The organism is Streptomyces sp. NPDC085524, assembly GCF_044541755.1.
Lineage (GTDB): Bacteria > Actinomycetota > Actinomycetes > Streptomycetales > Streptomycetaceae > Streptomyces.
In genome coordinates this window covers 84,585-106,714 of sequence record NZ_JBITTH010000017.1, presented here as the reverse complement: position 1 = coordinate 106,714, position 22,130 = coordinate 84,585, and the positions used below count along the sequence as shown (strand labels likewise).

Here is a 22,130-nt window from a genome sequence, read left to right as displayed (position 1 = left end):
CGTGGCCGCCGTATTCCCGCGCGGGCTCGCCCAGCGCTTCACACCGGTACGGCTGCTCGGCCAGGGTGGCATGGGCACCGTCTTCGAGGCCGAGGACACGGACCTGCGGCGCCGCGTCGCGGTCAAGGTCCTGTCGACGTACGGGAAGGTGAGCGAGCGGGCGGCCGAGCGCTTCCGGGCCGAGGCGCGAGCCCTCGCCCGGATCAGGCACCCCAACGTCGTCGGCGTGTACGAACGGGGGATCGACGAGGACACTCCGTACCTGGTGATGGAGTTCCTCGACGGATCGGACGTCTCCGAACTGGTCCGGGCGAACGGCGCGCTGCCCGTGGGCGAGGCCTGCCGGATCGCGGCCGACACCCTGGCCGGGCTGGGCGCCGCGCACCGCGAAGGCGTGCTCCACCGCGACGTCAAGCCCGCCAACATCCGCGTCACCGCCGACGGCCGGGTCGTCCTGTACGACTTCGGGCTGGCCCGGCTGACCGGCGAGGACGCGCTCACCGCCACGGGCTCGGACCTGATCGGCACCCCCCAGTACATGGCCCCGGAGCGCATCACGGGCCGAACGCCGCAACCGGCCTCGGACGTGTACGGAGTCGGCGCCTGCCTGTACTTCATGCTGACCGGGACCAACCCGTTCGGTGACACGGGCGACCTGTCCGTGCTGCTGTTCCGCGCCGTCTACGAGGGCGTGCCCTCGCTGCGCGACGCCGGTCCGGAGTTCCCGTCCGGGCTGGCGGACGCGGTGCACGCCCTCACCGCGCCGGACCCGTCCGCCCGCGCCGCGAGTGCCGCCGCGGCGGAGGCCCTGATCCGGCCCTGGGCGCGCGCCGAGGACCTGCGGCCCCTGGACAACCATGCCGCCGGCCAGGAGATCCGGCCCGAGGACGACGACGCCTTCCCGGACGAGTCTCCTTCCGGGCCGTTCCCCTCGCCCCCGCGGGCGGCCCCCGGGCCGTGGCCCGACGACGACGAGACCACGCCGCTGCCCGTCACGCAGGTCCCCGAGTACGACTGGCACCAGGTCGACGTCCGGCCCGCCGACCGGCCCGCTCCCCAGAGCGGCAGCGTCGCCCTCAGCGAGACCACCCGCGGCCTGGTGCGCAGCCGGATGACCGGGCAGACCGCGCTGTCCCGGCAGCGCGAGGCCGTCGGCCTGATCCAGCGCGGGCGTTTGAACGAGGCGATGGACCGGCTCGGCGGACTCGGCGCGTTCTGCGCCGAGACGCTCGGGGATGCCCATCCGACCACCCTCGCCTGCCACTACTGGCAGGCCGTGTGCCTGGCCAGGCAGGGCAAGGCGGCACAGGCACTGGAGCTTTTCGCGCGGGTCTCCGCGCATCACGGACACGGGAGGGGTACAGAGGATGAGTGAGTACGCGTTACAGGTCGACCACCACCGGCCGGGCCAGGGCCCGGAGACCGAACTGCGGTCGCTGCTGCTCTGGCTGAGCGAGGACGAATCGCTCCGCCGTGCCGTGCGCGGCCGCATCCGCAGTGGTGCGCCGGCGACGGCAGCCGGCGGCACGCCCATGGGGTCGCCCGGCTTCGACCTCCTCCAACTGACCGTCGGCAGCGGCCTGTCCGCCGGATCGCTGGTCTTCGCCGTGCTCCAGTGGCAGGCCTCGCGCCGCCGCCCGCCCGCCCTCACCGTGCGCCACGGCCCGTACGAGGTCACGCTCACCGGGGACGAGGCAGACGACCCCGAAACCCTGCGCCGCATCGTCGGGGCGCTGGAGAACGGGAGCGCGCGGGCGGACGGGGACCATGACGGGACTGCCTGACCCGGCGGCCTCGCGGGCGGTCCTCATCGGCAGCGCCGGATACCGGCACCTGGCAGCGCTCCCGGCCGTCGAGTCCAACGTGAAGGACCTGGCCTCAGAGCTCTGCGACGCGACCATCTGGGGACTGCCCGAGCAGCACTGCACGCTCGTGCTCGACCCCCAGCACCCCGCCGAGCTGCTGGACCCGGTCACCCGCGCGGGGGAGGAGGCCACCGACACGCTGTTCGTCTACTACGCCGGGCACGGCATGCGCGACGCGGCGACGGCCGACCTCTACCTGGCCCTCCAGGGCTCCCGCGAACACGTCGGCTACACCGCCGTCGCCTACCAGCACCTGCGGTCCGCCCTGCGCGAGTCCCCGGCCCGGCGCAAGGTGGTGATCCTCGACTGCTGCTTCAGCGGCCGCGCCGCCAGCACCCTCGCGGGCAGCGGAGACGCCCTCGCCACGCAGGCCGCCGTGGAAGGCGCGTACGTACTGACCGCCTCCCCGCGCGACCGGGTGGCCCTCGCACCCGACGGCGAACGGCACACCGCGTTCACCGGCGAGCTGCTGACGATCCTGCGCGAAGGGATCCGCGAGGGGCCCGAACTGATCGACCTGGACACTCTCTGCCGCACCATGGAGCACCGGCTGCGCGGCAAGAACCGCCCGCTGCCGCAGCACGCCCAGGAGATGGGCATGGGACGCCTGCGGCTCGTCCGCAACCGTGCCCGCGCCGTACGGGGCGCCCCGGCCGGCCCCGTCCTGCAGGCCGACGTCCGCTCCGCCATGGTCGTCGCCGGGCTGGGCCTCGCCCGCACCCTCCGCTCCGCCGGCCGCACCCGGGACGCGCTGCCCGTACTGCGCCTCGCGCTCCAGGAGCGGGCGCCCGACGGAGAGGGGGACCTACTCGCCGTCCAGCTCGAACTCTCCGACATGCTGGAGGAGACCGGACAGACCCGCGAGGCGATGGAAGTGCTGGAGCAGGCCTTTCAGCAGGCGCACCGGTTCTACGGGCCCGAAGCCGTCCAGGTGTGCCGCCGCCTCGCCACACTCCTCCAGGAGTCCGGCAACCACATCCAGGCCTGCGAGGTCCTCGAACACGCACTGGACCTGCTCCAGGACGGCAGCCGGGCCTTTCCCTGAACCCGGGAAACGGGACGGCCCCGGCACGGGAATCCGTGCCGGGGCCGTCCCGAAGGGTGCCGGGGGCCGTCAGCCGCCGAACTCCTCCAGGCCCTTCAGCGCCTGGTCCAGCAGGGCCTGGCGGCCCTCCAGCTCACGCGCCAGCTTGTCGGCCTTCGCGTTGTTGCCCGCGGCGCGGGCCGCGTCGATCTGCGTGCGCAGCTTGTCGACCGCCGCCTGGAGCTGACCCGTCAGACCGGCCGCACGGGCCCGCGCCTCCGGGTTCGTACGGCGCCACTCGCCCTCTTCGGCCTCCTGGATCGCCCGCTCCACCGCGTGCATCCGGCCCTCGACCTTCGGCCGGGCGTCCCGCGGCACGTGGCCGATGGCCTCCCAGCGCTCGTTGAGGGAGCGGAACGCGGCACGGGCCGCCTTTAGGTCCGTGATCGGGACGAGCTTCTCGGCCTCCTCGGCCAGCTCCTCCTTCAGCTTCAGGTTCTCGGTCTGCTCGGCGTCCCGCTCCGCGAACACCTCGCTGCGGGCCGCGAAGAAGACGTCCTGCGCACCGCGGAAACGGTTCCACAGGTCGTCCTCGGCCTCGCGCTGCGCCCGGCCCGCCGCCTTCCAGTCCGCCATCAGCTCGCGGTAGCGGGCCGCCGTCGGACCCCAGTCCGTCGACTTCGACAGCGACTCGGCCTCCGCGACCAGCTTCTCCTTCACCTTGCGCGCGTCCTCGCGCTGCGCGTCCAGCGAGGCGAAGTGGGCCTTGCGGCGCTTGGAGAAGGCAGAGCGGGCGTGCGAGAAGCGGTGCCACAGCTCGTCGTCCGACTTGCGGTCCAGCCGCGGCAGGCCCTTCCAGATGTCCACCAGCGCGCGCAGCCGCTCGCCGGCGCTGCGCCACTGGTCGCTCTGCGCCAGCTGCTCGGCCTCGACGACCAGCGCCTCCTTGGCTGTGCGGGCCTCGTCAGCCTGCTTGGCCTTCTGGGCCTTGCGCTCCTCGCGCCGCGACTCCACGGTCGCGACCAGCTTGTCCAGCCGCACGCGCAGGGCGTCGAGGTCGCCCACGGCGTGGTGCTCTTCGACCTGCGTCCGCAGGTGGTCGATCGCCGTCTGCGCGTCCTTGGCGGACAGATCAGTGGTCCGCACCCGCTTTTCGAGGAGGCCGATCTCGACCACCAGGCCCTCGTACTTGCGCTCGAAATAGGCCAGGGCCTCCTCAGGGGTGCCCGCCTGCCACGAGCCGACGACCTGCTCGCCATCGGAAGTACGCACGTACACGGTGCCCGTCTCGTCGACTCGGCCCCACGGGTCGCTGCTCACAGCGCCTCCTCCACCTGATGCCCCTGAGGGGTCACCCCCGGGCATCGTCCACAGTTTCCTGGGGCGGGCAGCGCCCGCCCTGCACAACGCCAACATAGGCGACCGCCGGGCCGGCTGTCCGCATCCCGCACGACGGAATATCGGCGTACGGGGGAAGCCGGCCGGGCCGATGCCGTGTTCCGTCAGTTCTGGGTGACGGTGCCCTTCTCGATCTTCACCTCGTTCTTCGGCGCCCCGTCCTGGCCGCCGTCCGCCGTACCGGCCTTGGCGATCTCCTCGAGGACCTTCATGCCCCCCGCGTCGATCTTGCCGAAGGGGGTGTACGAGGGCGCCAGCGGGCTGTCCTTGTAGACCAGGAAGAACTGGCTGCCGCCGGAGCCGGGCTGGCCGGTGTTGGCCATGGCCACCGTGCCCGCCGGGTACACGACCTGGCCCTGGTCGTTCGGCTTGCCGAGCGAGTCCAGGTTCTCGTCCGGGATGTTGTAGCCGGGGCCGCCCATGCCGGTGCCCTGCGGGTCACCGCACTGGAGCACGAAGATCCCGCCGGAGGTCAGCCGGTGGCACTTCGTGTTGTCGAAGAAGCCCTTGTCGGCGAGCGACTTGAAGGAGTTCACGGTCTGCGGGGTCTTCGCCGCGTCCATCGTGAAGGCGATGTCGCCCGCGCTGGTCTTGAGGGCGAAGGTGTACTTCGCCTTCTGGTCGATCGCCATCGGCGGCGACGGGGACTGCTTGGGCGACGGCGCTGCCGACGGGGTCGCCGACGGCTCCGCCGCCGTGTCCTTCTTGTCGCTGTCGAAGACGCCGCCCACGATGAGGCCGACCAGCGTCGCGACGACCACGGCCACCGCCGCGCCGATCACCGCCATCCGCCGGCGCGCCTTCTGCCGGGCCTCGGCCCGGCGCTTCTGCTGGCGCTCGTACTTCTCCCTGGCGAGCTGTCGCCGCCGCTGATCGCTCGTGACCACCGGGTCGTCTCCTTGTGCGTCTCTGGTACCGCTGTCCGGGCTGGGATAGCCCGTACCGTATATGGGTTAGCTGTGTGATGAAGGGCGCCGGTAGGCTCTGATCAGCAGCATTCCGATCTGCAAGCTCCCGCCGGACGACGATTGAGGACGAACGTGCTGATTGCCGGGTTCCCCGCCGGGGCCTGGGGGACCAACTGTTACGTGGTCGCCCCCGCCGCCGGTGAGGAGTGCGTCATCATCGACCCGGGCCACCAGGCCACCCAGGGTGTCGAGGAGACGCTGAAGAAGCATCGGCTCAAGCCCGTCGCGGTCGTGCTGACCCATGGCCACATCGATCATGTGGCCTCGGTCGTCCCGGTGTGCGGAGCACACGACGTACCGGCCTGGATCCACCCCGAGGACCGCTACATGATGAGCGACCCGGAGAAGGCGCTGGGCCGTTCCATCGGGATGCCGCTCATGGGCGAGCTGACCGTGGGGGAGCCGGACGACGTCCGCGAGCTGACGGACGGCGCCGGCCTGAAGCTGGCCGGCATGGACTTCTCCGTGGCGCACGCGCCGGGGCATACCAGGGGGTCGGTGACCTTCCGGATGCCCGAGCTGGCCGACGTCCCGCCGGTCTTCTTCTCGGGCGACCTGCTCTTCGCCGGCTCCATCGGACGCACCGACCTGCCCGGCGGCTCCCACGCCGAGATGCTCGAGTCGCTGGCCCGCGTGTGCCTGCCGCTCGACGACTCGACCGTGGTGCTGTCCGGCCACGGTCCCCAGACCACCATCGGCCGCGAGCGCGCGACCAACCCGTACCTGCGGGAGGTCGCCGCCGGCCTGGCAGCGGACCCGACGGCCGCTCCACGACGAGGAATGTGACGAGAGTTTCGTGGCTACTTTCAAGGCCCCCAAGGGCACGTACGACCTGATCCCGCCGTACTCGGCCAAGTACCTGGCGGTCCGCGAGGCCATCTCCGCCCCGCTGCGGAAGGCCGGTTACGGCTACGTCGAGACGCCCGGTTTCGAGGACGTGAACCTCTTCGCCCGCGGTGTCGGCGAGTCCACCGACATCGTGACCAAGGAGATGTTCACCCTCACGACGAAGGGCGGCTCCGAGCTCGCCCTGCGCCCGGAAGGCACCGCCTCCGTCCTGCGCGCGGCACTGGAGGCGAGCCTGCACAAGCAGGGCAACCTGCCGGCCAAGCTCTGGTACTCCGGCTCGTACTACCGCTACGAGCGCCCGCAGAAGGGCCGCTACCGCCACTTCTCGCAGGTCGGCGCCGAGGCGATCGGTGCCGAGGACCCGGCCCTGGACGCCGAGCTGATCATCCTGGCCGACCAGGCGTACCGCGCGCTCGGCCTGCGCAACTTCCGGATCCTGCTGAACTCGCTGGGCGACAAGGAGTGCCGCCCGGTGTACCGGGAGGCGCTGCAGGCGTTCCTGCGCGGGCTGGACCTGGACGAGGAGACCGTCCGCCGGGCCGAGATCAACCCGCTGCGCGTCCTCGACGACAAGCGGACCGACGTGCAGAAGCAGCTCGTGGGCGCGCCCATGCTGCGCGACTACCTGTGCGACGCCTGCAAGGCGTACCACGAGGAGGTCCGTGAGCTGATCACGGCCGCCGGGGTCGCCTTCGAGGACGACGAGAAGCTGGTGCGCGGCCTGGACTACTACACCCGCACCACCTTCGAGTTCGTCCACGACGGTCTCGGCTCCCAGTCCGCGGTCGGCGGCGGCGGCCGCTACGACGGCCTGTCCGAGATGATCGGCGGACCGGCCCTGCCGTCGGTCGGCTGGGCGCTCGGCGTCGACCGCACGGTCCTCGCCCTGGAGGCGGAGGGCGTGGAGCTGGACATCCCGGCTACGACGGACGTCTTCGCCGTGGCGATCGGCGCCGAGGCGCGTCGCCTGCTGTTCGGTGCGGTCACCGAGCTGCGCAGGGCCGGGGTGGCGGCGGACTTCTCGTACGGGGGCAAGGGCCTCAAGGGTGCGATGAAGGACGCCAACCGCTCGGGCGCGCGGTTCACGGTGGTCGCCGGTGAGCGCGACCTCGCCGACGGCGTCGTCCAGCTCAAGGACATGGAGTCCGGCGACCAGGCGGCCGTGCCCGTCGCCGAGCTGGTCGCCACCATCCAGGCGCGCCTGGCCTGACGTTCCACCGCCGGAAGGGCGGGTGCGGGAATTCCTGCACCCGCCCTCTCGCATTCAGCCGTCGCGCCGGTTCTTCCACCGGAAGGTCAGCAGGCACAGGACCAGCCCGCCGACGACCCACGCCCCCAGGACGAGTGCGGTCTTCCCGTACTCCCAGCCGCCCGCCTGCTCGAGGACGGCGGCGGACTCGGGCAGGAACACCCCGCGCAGCCCCTGGCACATCCACTTCAGCGGGAACAGCGCGCCGATGTTCAGGAGCCAGTCGGGGATCTGGCTGACCGGGATGAAGACGCCCGAGATGAACTGCAGGATCAGGAACGGCAGCACCACCACGGAACTGGCGCTCTTGCCGGACTTGGGCAGGCTGCTGATGGCGATCCCGAGCAGGGCGCATCCGGCCAGCCCGAGGACGAAGATCCACGCGAAGGTGAGCCACTTCGAGGCCGACACCGGCAGGTCGAGCCCGAACAGGGTGGATCCGACGAGGAGCAGGACCGCGGTCTCGGCCAGCCCGGTGGCGAGCACCATCCAGACCTTGCCGAGGAAGTACGCGGCCGGGGGCATCGGGGTCCCGCGCAGGCGGCGCAGCACCTTCTCGTCCCGCTCGACGGCGATGGAGATGCCGAGGGACTGGAAGCTCGTCGACATGATGCCGGCGGCGACCATGCCCGCCGCGTAGATCTGGGAGGCGGTCACCCCGGTGCCTTCGAACTCCTGGCCGAAGATCGAGGCGAAGAGGGCGAGGAAGACGATGGGGAAGGCGAAGGTGAAGATCACCGCATCGCGCTGGCGGACGAACTGCTTGATCTCCAGGGCGCCCCGGCTCAGGCCCAGGGACCAGGCGCCGGGGAGGGCGGTCTTGGCGGTCGTGCTCATCGGGCTTCCTCCTGAGGGGCGGCTTCGGGCGCCCCGGCCTGCGCGGGCACGGTGAGCTGACCCGTGAGTCGGAGGTAGACGTCCTCCAGCGTCGGGCGGGTGACCCTCAGGCCCGGGACCTCGCCGTCGAAGCGGGCCGCGAGCTCGCCGACCGTACGAGTGGGGGTCTGGGTCGACACGCTCCTCGGGGCGCCGTCGGGGCCGGTCCACTCGACGGTGGCGCCGCTGCCGAAGCGGGCGCGGAGACCCGCCGGTTCGCCCTCGGCCACGACCTTGCCGTGCGCGACGACCGCCAGGCGGTCGGCGAGTGCCTCCGCCTCCTCCAGGTAGTGGGTGGTGAGCACGATGGTCGTGCCCCCGCCGGCCAGCTGCCGGATCAGGTCCCAGAACTGACGGCGGGCCGCCGGGTCGAAGCCCGTGGTCGGCTCGTCGAGCAGCAGCAGCTCCGGGTCGCCGATGACGCCGAGCGCCACGTCGAGGCGCCGCCGCTGGCCGCCGGAGAGGCCCTTCACCCGCTGGTCGCGCTTGTGCTCCAGGCCGACGAGGGCGATGACCTCCGCCGGGTCGCGCGGCGCCGGGTAGTAGCGGGCGAAGTGCTCGACCGTCTCCCGCACCGTGAGTTCTGCGGGCGCCGACTCGTCCTGCCAGACGATGCCGATCCGCGAGCGCCAGGCCCGGCTGCCGGCCGCCGGGTCGGCACCGAGGACGGTGACCTCCCCGCCGTCGCGCTCGCGGTGCCCCTGGAGGATCTCCACCGTGGTGCTCTTTCCGGCACCGTTGGGCCCGAGGAGCCCGAACACCTCGCCCTGCCGGATCGTCAGGTCCAGCCCGTCCACTGCGGTGACCTCGCCGTACTGCTTGCGAAGCCCCCGTACTTCCACCGCGTTCTGCGTCATGTCCCACATGGTGTGGCGGAATCCGCCATGCCGGTCCCCCCGTGCGCGGTCCTTGTCCCGCCCTTTGTCCCGCCCCTTGTTCCGTCCCTTGCTGCCGTCGGCCGGTGGACACCCGGCGCCGTACGGCACAATGGCCGGTGCTTGTTGACCTTGCAGATGCGGAGCGGGCGGTATGACGGCACGAGGCACGGACGCGGACACCTCCCCGAGGACCACCGTCGGCGGCAGCCGGGCGCTCGCCCTGCTGCTGGTGATCACGGGGGCGATGGGGCTGCTGGCCGCCTGGGTGATCACGATCGACAAGTTCAAGCTGCTCGAGGACCCGAACTTCGTCCCGGGGTGCAGCCTGAACCCGGTCGTCTCCTGCGGCAACATCATGAAGAGCGAGCAGGCGGCCGTCTTCGGCTTCCCGAACCCGATGCTCGGGCTGGTCTGCTACGGCATCGTGATCTGCGTCGGCATGAGCATCCTGGCCGGGGCGCGGTTCAGCCGCTGGTACTGGCTGACGCTGAACGCGGGCATGCTCTTCGGCGTCGTCTTCTGCGGCTGGCTGACGTACCAGTCGCTGTACAACATCAACTCGCTCTGCCTGTGGTGCTCCCTGGCCTGGGTCGCCACGATCTTCATGTTCTGGTACGTCACCGCGCACAACGTGCGCGAGGGGATGCTGCCGGCCCCGGGCTGGCTGAAGGCCTTCCTCGACGAGTTCGCGTGGGTCCCGCCCGTACTGCACGTCGGGATCATCGGGATGCTGATCCTGACCCGCTGGTGGGACTTCTGGACCTCGTGAGGCCCGCGAGGAGTGTCGGCGGCCTCGCATAGGCTTCCTGTGTGGAACCAGACCTCTTCACCGCCGCTGCCGAAGACCGCCAGGAGAAGGACCCGTCGAGCTCTCCGCTCGCCGTCCGCATGCGCCCGCGCACCCTGGACGAGGTCGTCGGCCAGCAGCACCTCCTGAAGCCCGGCTCCCCGCTGCGGCGACTGGTGGGGGAGGGCGCCGGCGGACCGGCCGGTGCCTCGTCGGTGATCCTCTGGGGGCCGCCCGGCATCGGCAAGACCACCCTCGCGTACGTGGTCAGCCAGGCCACGCAGAAGCGCTTCGTGGAGCTGTCGGCCATCACGGCCGGGGTGAAGGAGGTCCGCGCGGTCATCGAGGGCGCGAAGCGCGCGGCCGGCGGCTACGGCAAGGAGACCGTCCTCTTCCTCGACGAGATCCACCGCTTCAGCAAGGCTCAGCAGGACTCGCTCCTCCCCGCGGTGGAGAACCGCTGGGTGACGCTGATCGCCGCGACCACGGAGAACCCGTACTTCTCGATCATCTCCCCGCTGTTGTCGCGCTCGCTGCTGCTGACCCTGGAACCGCTGACGGACGGGGACCTGAGCGGGCTGATGCGGCGGGCGCTGACGGAGGAGCGGGGCCTGGGCGGGGCCGTGACCCTTCCGGCGGACGCCGAGGCGCACCTGCTGCGGATCGCCGGCGGCGACGCCCGGCGGGCGCTGACCGCGCTGGAGGCCGGGGCCGGGTCGGCGATCGCCAAGGGCGAGGCCGAGATCACGCTGCAGACGGTGGAGGAGGCCGTCGACCGGGCGGCGGTCCGCTACGACCGTGACGGGGACCAGCACTACGACGTGGCGAGCGCGCTGATCAAGTCGATCCGCGGCTCGGACGTGGACGCGGCGCTGCACTACCTGGCACGCATGATCGAGGCCGGGGAGGATCCCCGGTTCATCGCGCGCCGCCTGATGATCTCGGCGAGCGAGGACATCGGCCTGGCGGACCCGACGGCCCTGCCGCTCGCGGTGGCCGCGGCCCAGGCGGTGGCGATGATCGGCTTCCCGGAGGCCGCGCTGACGCTGTCGCACGCCACCATCGCGCTGGCGCTGGCCCCGAAGTCGAACACCGCCACGACCGCGATCGGAGCGGCGCTGGCGGACGTCCGGGCCGGGCTGGCGGGGTCCGTGCCGGCGCATCTGCGGGACGGGCACTACAAGGGCGCGGCGAAGCTGGGGCACGCGGTGGGGTACGTGTACCCGCACGACGTGCCGGGTGGGATCGCCGCCCAGCAGTACGCGCCGGACGAGGTCCACGGCAAGCGGTACTACGAGCCGACGCGGTACGGGGCGGAGGCGCGGTACGCGGACGTGGTGGAGAAGGTCCGGGAGCGGCTGCGGGGCGAGTGAGGGCGCGGCGCCGCTGCCGGGGCTCCGCCCCGGACCCCGCGCCTCAAACGCCGGCGGGGCTGGATTTTCCGCCCGGCGGGGCCGGAGTGCGCGGAGCGCACTTCCCGGGGAACGGTGGAAGGGCGGGTAGGGGACCGGCCCCGCGCAGGGGCAGCCGTGTCGACCGGGTCCGGCGGGCAGGCCCGGCCTGCGCTCAGTGGGAGGCCGCCGCGAGCAGCGTGTGCATCGCCCGGCGCAGGCCGCAGACGTCCGCCACGGGCTCCGGGAAGTCGAAGCGGGCGTCGAAGGAGCCGGCCGGGCCGCCCGTGAAGCGGACGCGCAGGCCCAGCCGGTCCAGGGCGAGCGGGACCGCCCTCATGCCCTCCGCCTCTCGGGGGCCCAGCAGGCCGGACAGTCCGCCGACCCGGTCGCCGTGGGCGGCGTGCAGGTGCTGGAGCAGTTCAGCCTCGTGGCCGACGAGGGGGTCGGGCTCGGCCGCGGGGAGGTCATCGGGGTCCACGTGCTCGGCGCCCCACAGGTCGTCCAGCGAGATCTCGCCGACCTCCAGCCGGAGCAGCATCCACGCCGGGCGGACCGTGTACGGGGTGTCCTGGGGCTCGGAGAGGCCCAGCAGCTCGCCCACCGGATGCCGCTCCGCCAGCAGGGCCGCGCACAGCGCGCGGTCGTCCCCGCGCACCGGGGTCAGCCACCCGGTCAGCCAGGCGCGGCCTCGGATACGATGTGGCACGGACACCGGCGCCACATCCGTGATCTCGATCACGGCGGTGAGGTCGTCGTCCTGGGCGTGAGCGGCTGCCCTGGCAGCCGCGGATTCTCCGGAAACAAGGAGAATCACGTCCCCGTCCGGGGTGACGGTCCGTGCGACCGGCATCCCTGTCCCGAACTCCTCGGAGCCGTGCGCGTCACGAGCACCGATCAGCGTGAGGGATACTGAGGCGTTGGACTCTACGAGGGTTCGTACGCGTTCGGCTCCGGTGAGCTGCCGAACGCCTTCCCTGGGACGCGGCTGACCTTGCTTATCGTCGGCGCAAGCGGATTCTGTTTCGTCTGAATCCGAACTGCGCTGCGCACTGGGCAGGGGGATCCCATGTGGTCGAGACATTACGTCCTCCTCGCTAAGGTAAGCCTCACCTAACTTACATGGAGGTAGGTTCCCCGTGAACCAGAAGCGACCCAAGGTCAAGAAGTCGCGTGCCCTCGGCATTGCGCTGACCCCGAAGGCCGTCAAGTACTTCGAGGCTCGTCCCTACCCGCCGGGCGAGCACGGCCGTGGCCGCAAGCAGAACTCGGACTACAAGGTCCGTCTGCTCGAGAAGCAGCGTCTGCGCGCTCAGTACGACATCTCTGAGCGTCAGATGGCCCGCGCGTACGACCGCGCCAAGAAGGCCGAGGGCAAGACGGGCGAGGCGCTGGTCGTCGAGCTCGAGCGTCGCCTCGACGCCCTGGTCCTGCGTTCGGGCATCGCCCGCACCATCTACCAGGCCCGCCAGATGGTCGTTCACGGCCACATCGAGGTCAACGGTGGCAAGGTCGACAAGCCGTCGTTCCGTGTCCGCCCGGACGACGTCGTGACCGTGCGCGAGCGCAGCCGCGAGAAGGTTCCGTTCCAGGTCGCCCGTGAGGGTGGCTACGCAGGCGAGGGCGAGACCCCCCGTTACCTGCAGGTCAACCTGAAGGCCCTGGCCTTCCGCCTGGACCGCGACCCGAACCGCAAGGAAATCCCGGTCATCTGCGACGAGCAGCTCGTCGTCGAGTACTACGCCCGCTGATCTTCCGGCAGGCGTAGCCCTCACAGGCTGGTGGAAACCCGCCGTCCCCTCCGGGGGGCGGCGGGTTTTCCGCTTCCCCGCCCGGTGCCGGTCCCCGCGTCCAGTGCGCGCCCGACCAGCGCCTCGCGGCTCAGCCTCCGTCCGTCCGCCGCGTACGCCGCGTAGCGCTCGGCGCCCAGCACCTCGCCGGCCCGCTCCTGGCACATCAGCCGCGGGGCGTTGAAGTACCCCGAGCCGAAGAGCCTGAGCCCCACCCCGTCCCACAGCGGCTCCGCCGCCCCCTGGAGCACCGCGGCCTCGGCGGCGTCGCCCTCCGCGACGGTGACCAGGGCCAGCAGCTCCAGGGCCAGCACCAGCCCCACCAGGTCGCGGAAGGCGTGGTTGATCTCCACGCACTCGGTGAGCAGCCGCCGCGCCTCCCGCGTGGCCCCCGCGTCCAGGGCCGCGTACGCGAGCACGTACAGGGCGTACGCCTTCGTCCAGCGCTCCCCGCGCTCCTCGCAGATCTCCCGGACCTCCTCGCACAGGGAGAGCGCGCCCGCCGGCTCTCCCTGGAAGGCCAGTGCCATGCCCAGTTCCACCTGGCACATCAGCACGTTGCTGTTCAGCTCCCCGGCGTCCCGGTAGCGCTCCAGCGCCGAGCCGAGCAGCTCCCCGGCCCGCTCCATGTCGTCCGAGACCAGCGCCAGGCAGCCGAGCCGGTGCACCGCGTAGGCCGCGGCCAGGGCGTTGCCGCTGCGCGCCGCGCCGTCCCGGCACTCGTACAGGGCGCTCGTGGAGGCCACCGCGTCCCCCTGGAGGGCGCACACGTAGCCCAGCACCCACAGCGCCTTCAGCCGCGAGGGCTCGTACCCGTCCGCCGTCCCGCCCCGGCACTCCAGGGTCCGGTCCAGCCAGTGCCTGCCCTCGGTCAGCCGGCCGCAGCCCGCCCAGTAGAACCACAGGGTGCCCGCCAGGTACTGGCCCAGGTGCACCTCGTCCGGCTCGTCCAGGCAGCACTCCAGCGCGAGCCGCAGGTTCGGCAGCTCCGCCTCCACCAGAGCGGCCACCTCCTCCTGGCGGGGGCTGAACCAGTCCGTCTCGCACCAGGTCGCCAGACCCATGTACCAGTCCCGGTGCCGCCGCCGCAGCCGCCCGGTGTCACCCGTCGACTCCAGCCATCCCGCCCCGTACTCCCGTACGGTCTCCAGCATCCGGTAGCGGATCCCGGCCGGGGTCTCCTCCCGGACCAGGAGGGACTGCGCCAGGAGCTCCCCGACCAGGTCGAGCACGCTGTCCACCGGCAGGTCGGGGCCCGCGCACACGTACTCGGCGGCGTCGAGGTCGAACTGCCCGGCGAAGACCGACAGCCGCGCCCACAGCAGCCGCTCCGCGGGCGTGCACAGCTCGTGGCTCCAGCCGATGGCGGTGCGCAGCGCCCGGTGCCGGGGGAGCACCCCGCGCGCGCCGCCCGTCAGCAGCGCGAAGCGGTCCTCGAGCCGGGCCAGCACCTGCGCGGGGGACAGCACGCGCAGCCGGGCCGCCGCCAGCTCCAGGGCGAGCGGGATCCCGTCCAGCCGGGCGCAGAGCTCGGTCAGCACCGCCCGGTCCGCCCCGGACACCCGGAACTCCGGGTCCGCCGCCGAGGCCCGCGCGGTCAGCAGGGCCAGCGACCCTTCCCCGTCGAGCGGGGCCAGCGGGAAGGCCAGCTCCCCGTCCAGGGCCAGCGGGCGCCGCCCGGCGGCGAGCACCCGCAGGCCGGGGGAGCGCCGCAGCAGCTCCCGTACCAGCTCGGCCGTCTCGTCGACCAGTTGCTCGAAGCCGTCCAGGACCAGGAGCAGCCGCCGTCCGGCAAGGTGCTCGGCCAGCACGGTCCGGGGCGGCCGGGTGGTGTGGTCGGTCAGCCCGAGCGCCTCGGACAGGGCGATCTCCAGCAGCGCGGGGTCCCGTACGGCGGCCAGCTCGGCCAGCCAGATCCCGTCGCAGTAGCGTTCCTGCGGCGCTCCGCCATCCTGCTCGGCGGCAGCCCGGGCCGCGGCGACCACCAGCCGGGACTTGCCCACCCCGCCCACGCCGGTCACGGTCACGAGCCGGGAGGAGTCCAGAAGCCGCCCCAGCGCGTCGAGCTCGGCACCCCTGCCGATGAACCCGCCCAGCTCCGAGGGAAGATTGCCCGTCTTCTGTCGCATGGGACACGCAGGGTACTGGCCCGTATGCGCTGCGTACAAGATGATCATGCCGGTCCCCGAATTCCGGTACTGCCGGGGATCTCGGGCGCGATAGGGTCGGAGGGCGAATCTTTTTGCAGTTCAAGTCCAGACGAGAGTGCGGTGTGAAGTGTCCGGTGGAGAGGTGGCCGGGATCCTCGTGGCCGTCTTCTGGGCGATCCTGGTCTCCTTCCTGGCCGTGGTGCTGGTGAGGCTGGCCCAGGTGCTCAAGGCGACCACCAAGCTGGTGGCCGAGGTCACCGACCAGGCCGTCCCGCTGCTGGCGGACGCCTCCACCACCGTCCGCTCCGCGCGCACCCAGCTCGACCGGGTCGACGCGATCGCGAGCGACGTCCAGGAGGTCACCTCCAACGCCTCCGCTCTCTCCTCCACCGTGGCCACCGCCTTCGGCGGGCCGCTGGTCAAGGTCGCGGCCTTCGGCTACGGCGTCCGCAAGGCGCTGGGCAAGACCCCGCAGGACGCGCCGCAGAAGACGTCCCGACGTAACGTGATCGTCGGCCGTACCGTGCCGGCGCCGCGCCGCCGGAAGCAGAAGGGCTGAGACCTCCGATGTTCCGCCGAGCCTTCTGGTTCACCGCCGGCGCGGCCGCCGGCGTGTGGGCCACCACCAAGGTCAACCGCAAGCTGAAGAAGCTGACGCCGGAGAGCCTCGCCGCCCAGGCCGCCGACAAGGCCGTGGAGGCGGGACACCGCCTCAAGGACTTCGCCCTCGACGTCAAGTCGGGAATGACGCAGCGCGAGGACGAGCTGAACGACGCACTGGGACTGCACCAGGATCCCGACCGGCCCGACAACGTCACCGCCCTGCCCGGGCCGCGGCGGCTGCGGGCCATCCAGAACGACAAGACCACCCCCCTGAAGTTTTCGTACAACCGGAATGAGGACCACTGATGGAGTCGGCTGAAATCCGCCGCCGCTGGCTGAGCTTCTTCGAGGAGCGCGGTCACGCCGTTGTCCCTTCGGCGTCGCTCATCGCGGACGACCCGACTCTGCTGCTGGTCAACGCGGGCATGGTCCCCTTCAAGCCCTACTTCCTCGGCGAGACCAAGCCCCCGGCTCCGCGCGCCACCAGCGTGCAGAAGTGCGTCCGCACGCCGGACATCGAAGAGGTCGGCAAGACCACCCGCCACGGCACGTTCTTCCAGATGTGCGGCAACTTCTCCTTCGGCGACTACTTCAAGGAAGGCGCCATCAAGTACGCCTGGGAGCTGCTCACCAGCTCCGTGGCGGACGGCGGCTACGGCCTGGAGCCGGAGAAGCTCTGGATCACCGTCTACCTCGACGACGACGAGGCCGAGACGATCTGGCGCGACGTGATCGGCGTCCCCGCCGAGCGCATCCAGCGCCTGGGCAAGAAGGACAACTTCTGGTCCATGGGCGTCCCGGGTCCCTGCGGCCCGTGCTCCGAGATCAACTACGACCGCGGCCCGGAGTTCGGCGTCGAGGGCGGCCCGGCCGTCAACGACGAGCGCTACGTGGAGATCTGGAACCTGGTCTTCATGCAGTACGAGCGCGGCGCCGGCGACGGGAAGGAAGACTTCCCGATCCTCGGCGACCTGCCGTCGAAGAACATCGACACCGGCCTCGGCCTCGAACGCCTCGCAATGATCCTGCAGGGCGTGCAGAACATGTACGAGACCGACACCCTGCGCGTGGTCATGGACAAGGCCACCGAGCTGACCGGCGTCCGGTACGGCGCGGCCAAGGACACCGACGTGTCCATGCGCGTGGTCGCCGACCACATCCGCACCTCCGTCATGCTCATCGGCGACGGCGTCACCCCGGGCAACGAGGGCCGCGGCTACGTGCTGCGCCGCATCATGCGCCGCGCCATCCGCAACATGCGCCTCATGGGCGCCACCGGTCCGGTCGTCAAGGACCTCGTGGACGTCGTGATCAACACGATGGGCCAGCAGTACCCGGAGCTCGTCACCGACCGCACGCGCATCGAGACCGTCGCGCTCGCCGAAGAGGCCGCCTTCCTGAAGGCCCTCAAGGGCGGCACGAACATCCTCGACACCGCCGTCACCGAGACCAAGGCCGTCGGCGGCAAGGTCCTCTCCGGCGAGAAGGCGTTCCTGCTCCACGACACCTGGGGCTTCCCGATCGACCTCACCCTGGAGATGGCCTCCGAGCAGGGCCTCTCCGTGGACGAGGCCGGCTTCCGCCGCCTGATGCAGGAGCAGCGCGACCGCGCCAAGGCCGACGCCAAGGCCAAGAAGACCGGCCACGCCGACGTCTCCTCGTACCGCGAGATCGCCGACACCGCCGGCGCCACCGAGTTCACCGGCTACGCCACCACCCAGGGCGAGTCCACCATCGTCGGCCTCCTGGTCAACGGCGTCTCCGCGCCCGCCGCCTCCGAGGGCGACGAGGTCGAGGTCGTCCTCGACCGCACCCCCTTCTACGCCGAGGGCGGCGGCCAGCTCGCCGACCAGGGCCGCATCAAGCTCGACTCCGGCGCGATCATCAACGTCCGCGACGTCCAGCAGCCGGTCCCCGGCGTCTCGGTGCACAAGGGCTCCGTCCAGGTCGGCGAGGTGACGGTGGGCGCCTCCGCGTACGCCGCCATCGACGTGAACCGCCGCCGGGCCATCGCCCGCGCCCACTCGGCCACCCACCTGACCCACCAGGCGCTGCGCGACGCCCTCGGCCCGACGGCCGCCCAGGCCGGTTCCGAGAACTCGCCCGGCCGCTTCCGCTTCGACTTCGGCTCCCCGAACGCCGTCCCCGGCTCGGTCCTGACCGACGTCGAGCAGAAGATCAATGACGTGCTCTCGCGTGAGCTCGACGTCACCGCCGAGGTCATGAGCATCGACGAGGCGAAGAAGCAGGGCGCCATCGCCGAGTTCGGCGAGAAGTACGGCGAGCGCGTGCGCGTCGTCACCATCGGCGACTTCTCCAAGGAGCTGTGCGGCGGCACGCACGTCGGCAACACCAGCCAGCTCGGCCTGGTGAAGCTGCTCGGCGAGTCCTCCATCGGCTCCGGCGTGCGCCGCGTCGAGGCCCTCGTCGGCGTGGACGCGTACAACTTCCTCGCCAAGGAGCACACGGTCGTCGCCCAGCTCCAGGAGCTGGTCAAGGGCCGTCCGGAGGAGCTGCCGGAGAAGATCGCCTCCATGCTCGGCAAGCTGAAGGACGCCGAGAAGGAGATCGAGAAGTTCCGCGCGGAGAAGGTCCTCCAGGCTGCCGCCGGCCTCGCCCAGAACGCCCAGGACATCCACGGCGTCGCCCTCGTCGTCGGCCAGGTGCCGGACGGCACGGGCGCCGACGACCTGCGCAAGCTGGTCCTCGACGTCCGCGGCCGCATCCCGGGCGACCGTCCGGCCGTGGTGGCCCTCTTCACCGTGGCGAACGACCGTCCGCTGACCGTCATCGCCACGAACGAGGCCGCCCGCGAGCGCGGTCTCAAGGCCGGTGACCTGGTGCGCACGGCCGCCAAGACCCTCGGTGGCGGCGGCGGCGGGAAGCCGGACGTCGCCCAGGGCGGCGGCCAGAACGCCGCCGCCGTGCCGGAGGCCATCGCCGCGGTCGAGCGCCTCGTCGTAGAGACGGTCTGACGATGACACTGCGCCGTGGCCGCCGGCTCGCCATCGACGTCGGGGACGCCCGGATCGGGGTCGCCTCGTGCGACCCCGACGGGGTGCTCGCCACACCGGTGGAAACCGTCCCGGGCCGGGACATCCCCTTCGCCCACCGGCGACTGCGGCAGCTCGTCGAGGAGTACGAGCCCCTCGAAGTCGTGGTCGGCCTCCCCCGCTCGCTCAGCGGGCGGGAGGGGCCGGCCGCGGCCAAGGTGCGGGCCTTCGCGAACGAACTCGCGAAGGGCATCAAGCCCGTGACGGTCCGTCTGGTGGACGAGCGGATGACCACGGTCACCGCCGCCCAGGGGCTGCGGGCCTCGGGGAAGAACGCGAAGAAGGGCCGGTCGGTCATCGACCAGGCAGCCGCTGTGGTGATCCTTCAGAACGCTCTTGAGACCGAACGGGTATCAGGTAATCCGCCTGGTGAGTGCGTCGAAGTGGTTGTCTGATCGCGGTACGGTAACGTTCCGCGCGATGAGACGGCATTCGAACAGCCGTCGCTTTCGTCTCGCGGCACTAGGGGACCGATGACTGAGTATGGACGGGGCCACGGCTCCGAACCGTGGCACCCCGAGGATCCCCTGTACGGGGACCAGGGGTGGACCGGGCACCAGACCCAGCAGGGACAGGTGCCCTACGGCGGTGAGCACCAGCAGTACGCGCAGGACCCGCAGTACCAGCAGCAGTACCCACAGCAGCAGTACCCCCAGCACCCGCAGCAGCAGGGCTATGCGCCGCAGTACCCGCAGCAGGCCCAGCAGCAGCAGTACCCCCAGCAGGCCCAGTACCCCCAGCAGGCGCAGCAGCCCCAGCAGCCGGTGTACGACGCCCAGGGCTGGGACACCGGTCAGCAGCAGCAGTACGTCGCCACGGCCCCGGCCGACCCCTACGCCGGAGTGGACCCGTACGCCCAGCAGAACGCGGCCGGGTACCCGGGAGAGAGCCCGGACCTCTACACGACGGCCGAGGCCTACCCGCCGCCGCAGCCCCCGAACCTGCGCCACCTCGAGCCCCAGCTGCCCGAGCAGCAGGAGGAGGAGCCCGAGGCCTCGTTCCTCGCCGGTGGCGGCGACGAGGACGGGGAGGACGGCGGCGGCGGGCGCCGCGGCGGCCGCTCCAAGGGCGGCAAGCCCAAGAAGCGCAGCGGCGCGGCCTGCCTGATCGCCTCCCTCGTCATCGTGGGCGTGCTCGGCGGCGGCGGGTACTACGGCTACACCTACATCAAGGACAGGTTCGGTGCCGCCGAGGACTTCGCGGGCGAAGGCACCAGCGAGATCGTCGACGTCGAGATCCCCAAGGGTGCGGGCCTGGGACAGATGGGCCGGATCCTCAAGGAGGCCGGCGTGGTCGCCAGCGCCCAGGCCTTCGTCGACGCCGCGAACGCCAACCCCAAGGGCAAGTCCATCCAGCCCGGTGTCTACCCGATGCAGAAGAAGATGTCGGGTGCGGCCGCCGTCGCGCTGATGATCGACCCCACCAAGCTGAATGTCATCACCGTCACCGAGGGCATGCGCAACGCCAAGGTGTACGAGGCGATCGACAAGAAGCTGGGCAAGCCGGAGGGCACCACCAGGGAGATCGCCCTGCGCGACGCCAAGAACCTCGGACTGCCGGCCTGGGCCGGCAACAACCCGAAGCTCATGGACCCGCTCGAGGGCTTCCTGTACCCGACGCGCTACGACCTCAGCAAGGACAGCACCCCGGAGTCCCTGCTCAAGCAGATGGTCAAGAACGCGTCCGACAAGTACGCGGAGCTGGGCGTCGAGGGCAAGGCCAAGGAGCTGGGCCTGGAGAACCCGCTCCAGGTGATCACGGTCGCCAGCCTCGTCAACGCCGAGGGCAAGAACCACGACGACTTCCGGAAGATGTCCGAGGTCGTCTACAACCGCCTGAAGAAGACGAACGACGTCACGAACCAGAAGATCGAGTTCGACTCCACCTACAACTACGCCAAGGGCCAGAGCGAGATCAACTTCAATCTCAAGGAAGCCCAGGCGTTCAACAACCCCTACAACACGCACTTCATCAAGGGACTGCCCGTCGGCCCGATCGGGAACCCGGGCATGGACGCGCTGACCGCTACGCTCAACCCGGATCACGGCGGCTGGATGTTCTTCGTGTCGGTCGACGGCAGCACGACGACCTTCACCAAGACCTACGACGAGCACCTCAAGCTCGTGGCCGAGTTCCAGGAACGGCAGAAGCAGAAGAACGGCGGTTAGCGGGACATGTCACACATAAGGGCCGCGGTGCTGGGTTCGCCCATCGAGCACTCCCTCTCACCGGTGCTGCACCGCGCCGCCTACCAGGAGCTCGGCCTCGAGGACTGGTCCTACGACCGCTTCGAGATCGACGAGGCCGCGCTCCCCGGGTTCGTCTCCGGACTCGGCCCCGAGTGGGCCGGGCTGTCGCTGACCATGCCGCTGAAGCGGGCGATCATCCCGCTGCTCGACGCGATCAGCGACACGGCCGCCTCCGTCGAGGCCGTCAACACGGTCGTCCTCACCAAGGACGGCCGCCGCCTCGGCGACAACACCGACATCCCCGGCATCGTCGCCGCGCTCCACGAGCGCGGCGTCGAGAAGGTCCCCTCCGCCGCCATCCTCGGCGCCGGGGCCACCGCCTCCTCGGCGCTCGCCGCCCTCTCGCGGATCTGCACCGGCGAGGTCACGGCGTACGTCCGCTCGCAGGCGCGGGCCGACGAGATGCGCGGCTGGGGCGAGCGGCTCGGCGTCGCCGTCCGCACCGCCGACTGGTCCGAGGCCGCCGGGGCGCTCTCGGCGCCGCTGGTGATCGCGACCACCCCGGCCGGCACGACGGACGCCCTGGCCGCCTCGGTGCCCGAAGGGGCGGGCACCCTCTTCGACGTCCTGTACGACCCCTGGCCGACCGCCCTCGCGGCCGCCTGGGACCGCCGCGGCGGCAAGGTCGTCGGCGGCCTGGACCTGCTGGTCCACCAGGCCGTGCTCCAGGTCGAGCAGATGACCGGACGCACCCCGGGCCCGCTCGCCGCCATGAGGGCCGCCGGAGAACGGGCGCTGGCCGCCCGTTAGGCTCCCGGCCTGCGCATTCGGTCAGGGGGAGGGCGCATGGAAGAGACGGATGGCGGGCAGCTGCTCGCGTCGAAGTGGGACATCGTCCCCCGCATGATCGGCGGCCTGCTCAGAGTGGTGTTCGGCAGCCTCCCCGAACCGGTCCAGGTGATCGTCCTCGGAATCATCGGTTCCGCGGCCCTGTGGATGGCGATCACCTGGCTCCGCGAGCGCTTCACCCGGGCCACCTGACGGACAAGGCGTCCGATTG

Annotated in this window: 21 protein-coding genes; 15 read left to right on the top strand and 6 right to left on the bottom strand. The window is 71.4% G+C overall.

Going from position 1 to position 22,130, the window contains the following annotated elements:
• Position 1: 1 nt before the first annotated feature.
• From ACIGFK_RS25490 to ACIGFK_RS25480, 3 genes are read left to right on the top strand one after another with little or no spacing between them, the layout of a single operon-like run.
• Positions 2–1,375, top strand: a complete 1,374-nt coding sequence (locus ACIGFK_RS25490) for a protein kinase (protein WP_400053696.1) — start codon at positions 2–4, stop codon at positions 1,373–1,375.
• Complete coding sequence (locus ACIGFK_RS25485; protein ID WP_376661442.1) at positions 1,368–1,784, top strand: hypothetical protein; 417 nt, start codon at positions 1,368–1,370, stop codon at positions 1,782–1,784. The genes ACIGFK_RS25490 and ACIGFK_RS25485 overlap by 8 nt, the downstream gene beginning before the upstream one ends.
• Complete coding sequence (locus ACIGFK_RS25480) at positions 1,768–2,910, top strand: caspase family protein (RefSeq protein ID WP_376661443.1); 1,143 nt, start codon at positions 1,768–1,770, stop codon at positions 2,908–2,910. The genes ACIGFK_RS25485 and ACIGFK_RS25480 overlap by 17 nt, the downstream gene beginning before the upstream one ends.
• Before the next feature lie 69 nt (positions 2,911–2,979).
• Here ACIGFK_RS25480 and ACIGFK_RS25475 read toward each other — a convergent pair whose 3' ends face one another.
• Positions 2,980–4,209 (bottom strand): DUF349 domain-containing protein, encoded by a 1,230-nt coding sequence (locus tag ACIGFK_RS25475; protein ID WP_376659560.1) that lies wholly within the window; start codon positions 4,207–4,209, stop codon positions 2,980–2,982.
• A 182-nt stretch (positions 4,210–4,391) separates the two neighbouring features.
• The gene (locus ACIGFK_RS25470; RefSeq protein ID WP_376659561.1) at positions 4,392–5,174 is read right to left on the bottom strand and encodes a peptidylprolyl isomerase; all 783 of its coding nucleotides are present in this window, start codon (positions 5,172–5,174) and stop codon (positions 4,392–4,394) included.
• Positions 5,175–5,327: 153 nt separating this feature from the next.
• Here ACIGFK_RS25470 and ACIGFK_RS25465 point away from each other — a divergent pair, with 153 nt between their 5' ends.
• Both ACIGFK_RS25465 and hisS read left to right on the top strand, forming a co-directional pair.
• The gene (locus ACIGFK_RS25465) at positions 5,328–6,041 is read left to right on the top strand and encodes an MBL fold metallo-hydrolase (RefSeq protein WP_376659562.1); all 714 of its coding nucleotides are present in this window, start codon (positions 5,328–5,330) and stop codon (positions 6,039–6,041) included.
• 10 nt (positions 6,042–6,051) lie between these two features.
• Complete coding sequence (gene hisS / locus ACIGFK_RS25460; protein WP_376659563.1) at positions 6,052–7,314, top strand: histidine--tRNA ligase; 1,263 nt, start codon at positions 6,052–6,054, stop codon at positions 7,312–7,314.
• Between the two features lie 54 nt (positions 7,315–7,368).
• On the opposite strand, the gene ACIGFK_RS25455 is transcribed toward hisS, so the two are convergent.
• Positions 7,369–8,190 (bottom strand): ABC transporter permease, encoded by an 822-nt coding sequence (locus tag ACIGFK_RS25455; protein ID WP_400053693.1) that lies wholly within the window; start codon positions 8,188–8,190, stop codon positions 7,369–7,371.
• Entirely contained in the window at positions 8,187–9,086 is a 900-nt protein-coding gene (locus ACIGFK_RS25450; protein WP_376659565.1) for an ABC transporter ATP-binding protein, read from the bottom strand. The genes ACIGFK_RS25455 and ACIGFK_RS25450 overlap by 4 nt, the downstream gene beginning before the upstream one ends.
• A gap of 172 nt (positions 9,087–9,258) precedes the next feature.
• Between ACIGFK_RS25450 and ACIGFK_RS25445 the strand changes: the two genes are divergently transcribed.
• Both ACIGFK_RS25445 and ACIGFK_RS25440 read left to right on the top strand, forming a co-directional pair.
• A complete protein-coding gene (locus ACIGFK_RS25445; RefSeq protein ID WP_376659566.1) occupies positions 9,259–9,876 on the top strand; it encodes a vitamin K epoxide reductase family protein in 618 nt (205 codons plus the stop codon).
• Between the two features lie 41 nt (positions 9,877–9,917).
• Entirely contained in the window at positions 9,918–11,267 is a 1,350-nt protein-coding gene (locus tag ACIGFK_RS25440) for a replication-associated recombination protein A (protein WP_376659567.1), read from the top strand.
• A gap of 193 nt (positions 11,268–11,460) precedes the next feature.
• On the opposite strand, the gene ACIGFK_RS25435 is transcribed toward ACIGFK_RS25440, so the two are convergent.
• On the bottom strand, positions 11,461–12,138 hold the full coding sequence (locus ACIGFK_RS25435; protein WP_386468975.1) for a DUF2470 domain-containing protein: 678 nt from the start codon (positions 12,136–12,138) through the stop codon (positions 11,461–11,463).
• Positions 12,139–12,424: 286 nt separating this feature from the next.
• On the opposite strand from ACIGFK_RS25435, the gene rpsD reads away from it, so the two are divergent.
• A complete protein-coding gene (gene rpsD / locus ACIGFK_RS25430) occupies positions 12,425–13,036 on the top strand; it encodes a 30S ribosomal protein S4 (protein ID WP_150520470.1) in 612 nt (203 codons plus the stop codon).
• Between the two features lie 20 nt (positions 13,037–13,056).
• On the opposite strand, the gene ACIGFK_RS25425 is transcribed toward rpsD, so the two are convergent.
• Positions 13,057–15,204, bottom strand: a complete 2,148-nt coding sequence (locus ACIGFK_RS25425; RefSeq protein ID WP_400053690.1) for an ATP-binding protein — start codon at positions 15,202–15,204, stop codon at positions 13,057–13,059.
• Positions 15,205–15,352: 148 nt separating this feature from the next.
• Between ACIGFK_RS25425 and ACIGFK_RS25420 the strand changes: the two genes are divergently transcribed.
• The 7 genes from ACIGFK_RS25420 (at position 15,353) to ACIGFK_RS25390 (ending at position 22,111) form a co-directional block, all read left to right on the top strand.
• Positions 15,353–15,784 (top strand): DUF948 domain-containing protein, encoded by a 432-nt coding sequence (locus ACIGFK_RS25420; protein WP_376659570.1) that lies wholly within the window; start codon positions 15,353–15,355, stop codon positions 15,782–15,784.
• A gap of 8 nt (positions 15,785–15,792) precedes the next feature.
• Positions 15,793–16,134 carry a DUF6167 family protein gene (locus ACIGFK_RS25415; RefSeq protein ID WP_376659571.1) on the top strand — a complete coding sequence of 114 codons (342 nt, stop codon included), beginning with the start codon at positions 15,793–15,795 and terminating at the stop codon, positions 16,132–16,134.
• Positions 16,134–18,803 carry an alanine--tRNA ligase gene (gene alaS / locus ACIGFK_RS25410; protein ID WP_376659572.1) on the top strand — a complete coding sequence of 890 codons (2,670 nt, stop codon included), beginning with the start codon at positions 16,134–16,136 and terminating at the stop codon, positions 18,801–18,803. Before ACIGFK_RS25415 ends, alaS begins: the two co-directional genes overlap by 1 nt.
• A gap of 2 nt (positions 18,804–18,805) precedes the next feature.
• On the top strand, positions 18,806–19,276 hold the full coding sequence (ruvX, locus tag ACIGFK_RS25405; protein ID WP_150256582.1) for a Holliday junction resolvase RuvX: 471 nt from the start codon (positions 18,806–18,808) through the stop codon (positions 19,274–19,276).
• Positions 19,277–19,354: 78 nt separating this feature from the next.
• Positions 19,355–21,049 (top strand): endolytic transglycosylase MltG, encoded by a 1,695-nt coding sequence (mltG, locus tag ACIGFK_RS25400; RefSeq protein WP_400053687.1) that lies wholly within the window; start codon positions 19,355–19,357, stop codon positions 21,047–21,049.
• Between the two features lie 6 nt (positions 21,050–21,055).
• Positions 21,056–21,880: a shikimate dehydrogenase gene (locus tag ACIGFK_RS25395; protein WP_400053685.1), complete on the top strand. Its 825-nt coding sequence runs from the start codon at positions 21,056–21,058 to the stop codon at positions 21,878–21,880.
• 36 nt (positions 21,881–21,916) lie between these two features.
• Positions 21,917–22,111, top strand: a complete 195-nt coding sequence (locus tag ACIGFK_RS25390; RefSeq protein WP_376659575.1) for a hypothetical protein — start codon at positions 21,917–21,919, stop codon at positions 22,109–22,111.
• The last annotated feature ends 19 nt before the right edge of the window (positions 22,112–22,130 follow it).

Excerpts from the sequence above, each read along its gene's own strand:
- ACIGFK_RS25450 (WP_376659565.1), bottom strand. The coding sequence starts at position 9,086 with ATGACGCAGAACGCGGTGGAAGTACGGGGGCTTCGCAAGCAGTACGGC.
- ACIGFK_RS25415 (WP_376659571.1), top strand. The coding sequence starts at position 15,793 with ATGTTCCGCCGAGCCTTCTGGTTCACCGCCGGCGCGGCCGCCGGCGTG.
- ACIGFK_RS25445 (WP_376659566.1), top strand. The coding sequence starts at position 9,259 with ATGACGGCACGAGGCACGGACGCGGACACCTCCCCGAGGACCACCGTC.
- ACIGFK_RS25485 (WP_376661442.1), top strand. The coding sequence starts at position 1,368 with ATGAGTGAGTACGCGTTACAGGTCGACCACCACCGGCCGGGCCAGGGC.
- alaS (WP_376659572.1), top strand. The coding sequence starts at position 16,134 with ATGGAGTCGGCTGAAATCCGCCGCCGCTGGCTGAGCTTCTTCGAGGAG.
- ACIGFK_RS25480 (WP_376661443.1), top strand. The coding sequence starts at position 1,768 with ATGACGGGACTGCCTGACCCGGCGGCCTCGCGGGCGGTCCTCATCGGC.
- ruvX (WP_150256582.1), top strand. The coding sequence starts at position 18,806 with ATGACACTGCGCCGTGGCCGCCGGCTCGCCATCGACGTCGGGGACGCC.
- ACIGFK_RS25390 (WP_376659575.1), top strand. The coding sequence starts at position 21,917 with ATGGAAGAGACGGATGGCGGGCAGCTGCTCGCGTCGAAGTGGGACATC.
- ACIGFK_RS25425 (WP_400053690.1), bottom strand. The coding sequence starts at position 15,204 with ATGCGACAGAAGACGGGCAATCTTCCCTCGGAGCTGGGCGGGTTCATC.
- ACIGFK_RS25395 (WP_400053685.1), top strand. The coding sequence starts at position 21,056 with ATGTCACACATAAGGGCCGCGGTGCTGGGTTCGCCCATCGAGCACTCC.
- mltG (WP_400053687.1), top strand. The coding sequence starts at position 19,355 with ATGACTGAGTATGGACGGGGCCACGGCTCCGAACCGTGGCACCCCGAG.
- ACIGFK_RS25435 (WP_386468975.1), bottom strand. The coding sequence starts at position 12,138 with ATGCCGGTCGCACGGACCGTCACCCCGGACGGGGACGTGATTCTCCTT.
- ACIGFK_RS25455 (WP_400053693.1), bottom strand. The coding sequence starts at position 8,190 with ATGAGCACGACCGCCAAGACCGCCCTCCCCGGCGCCTGGTCCCTGGGC.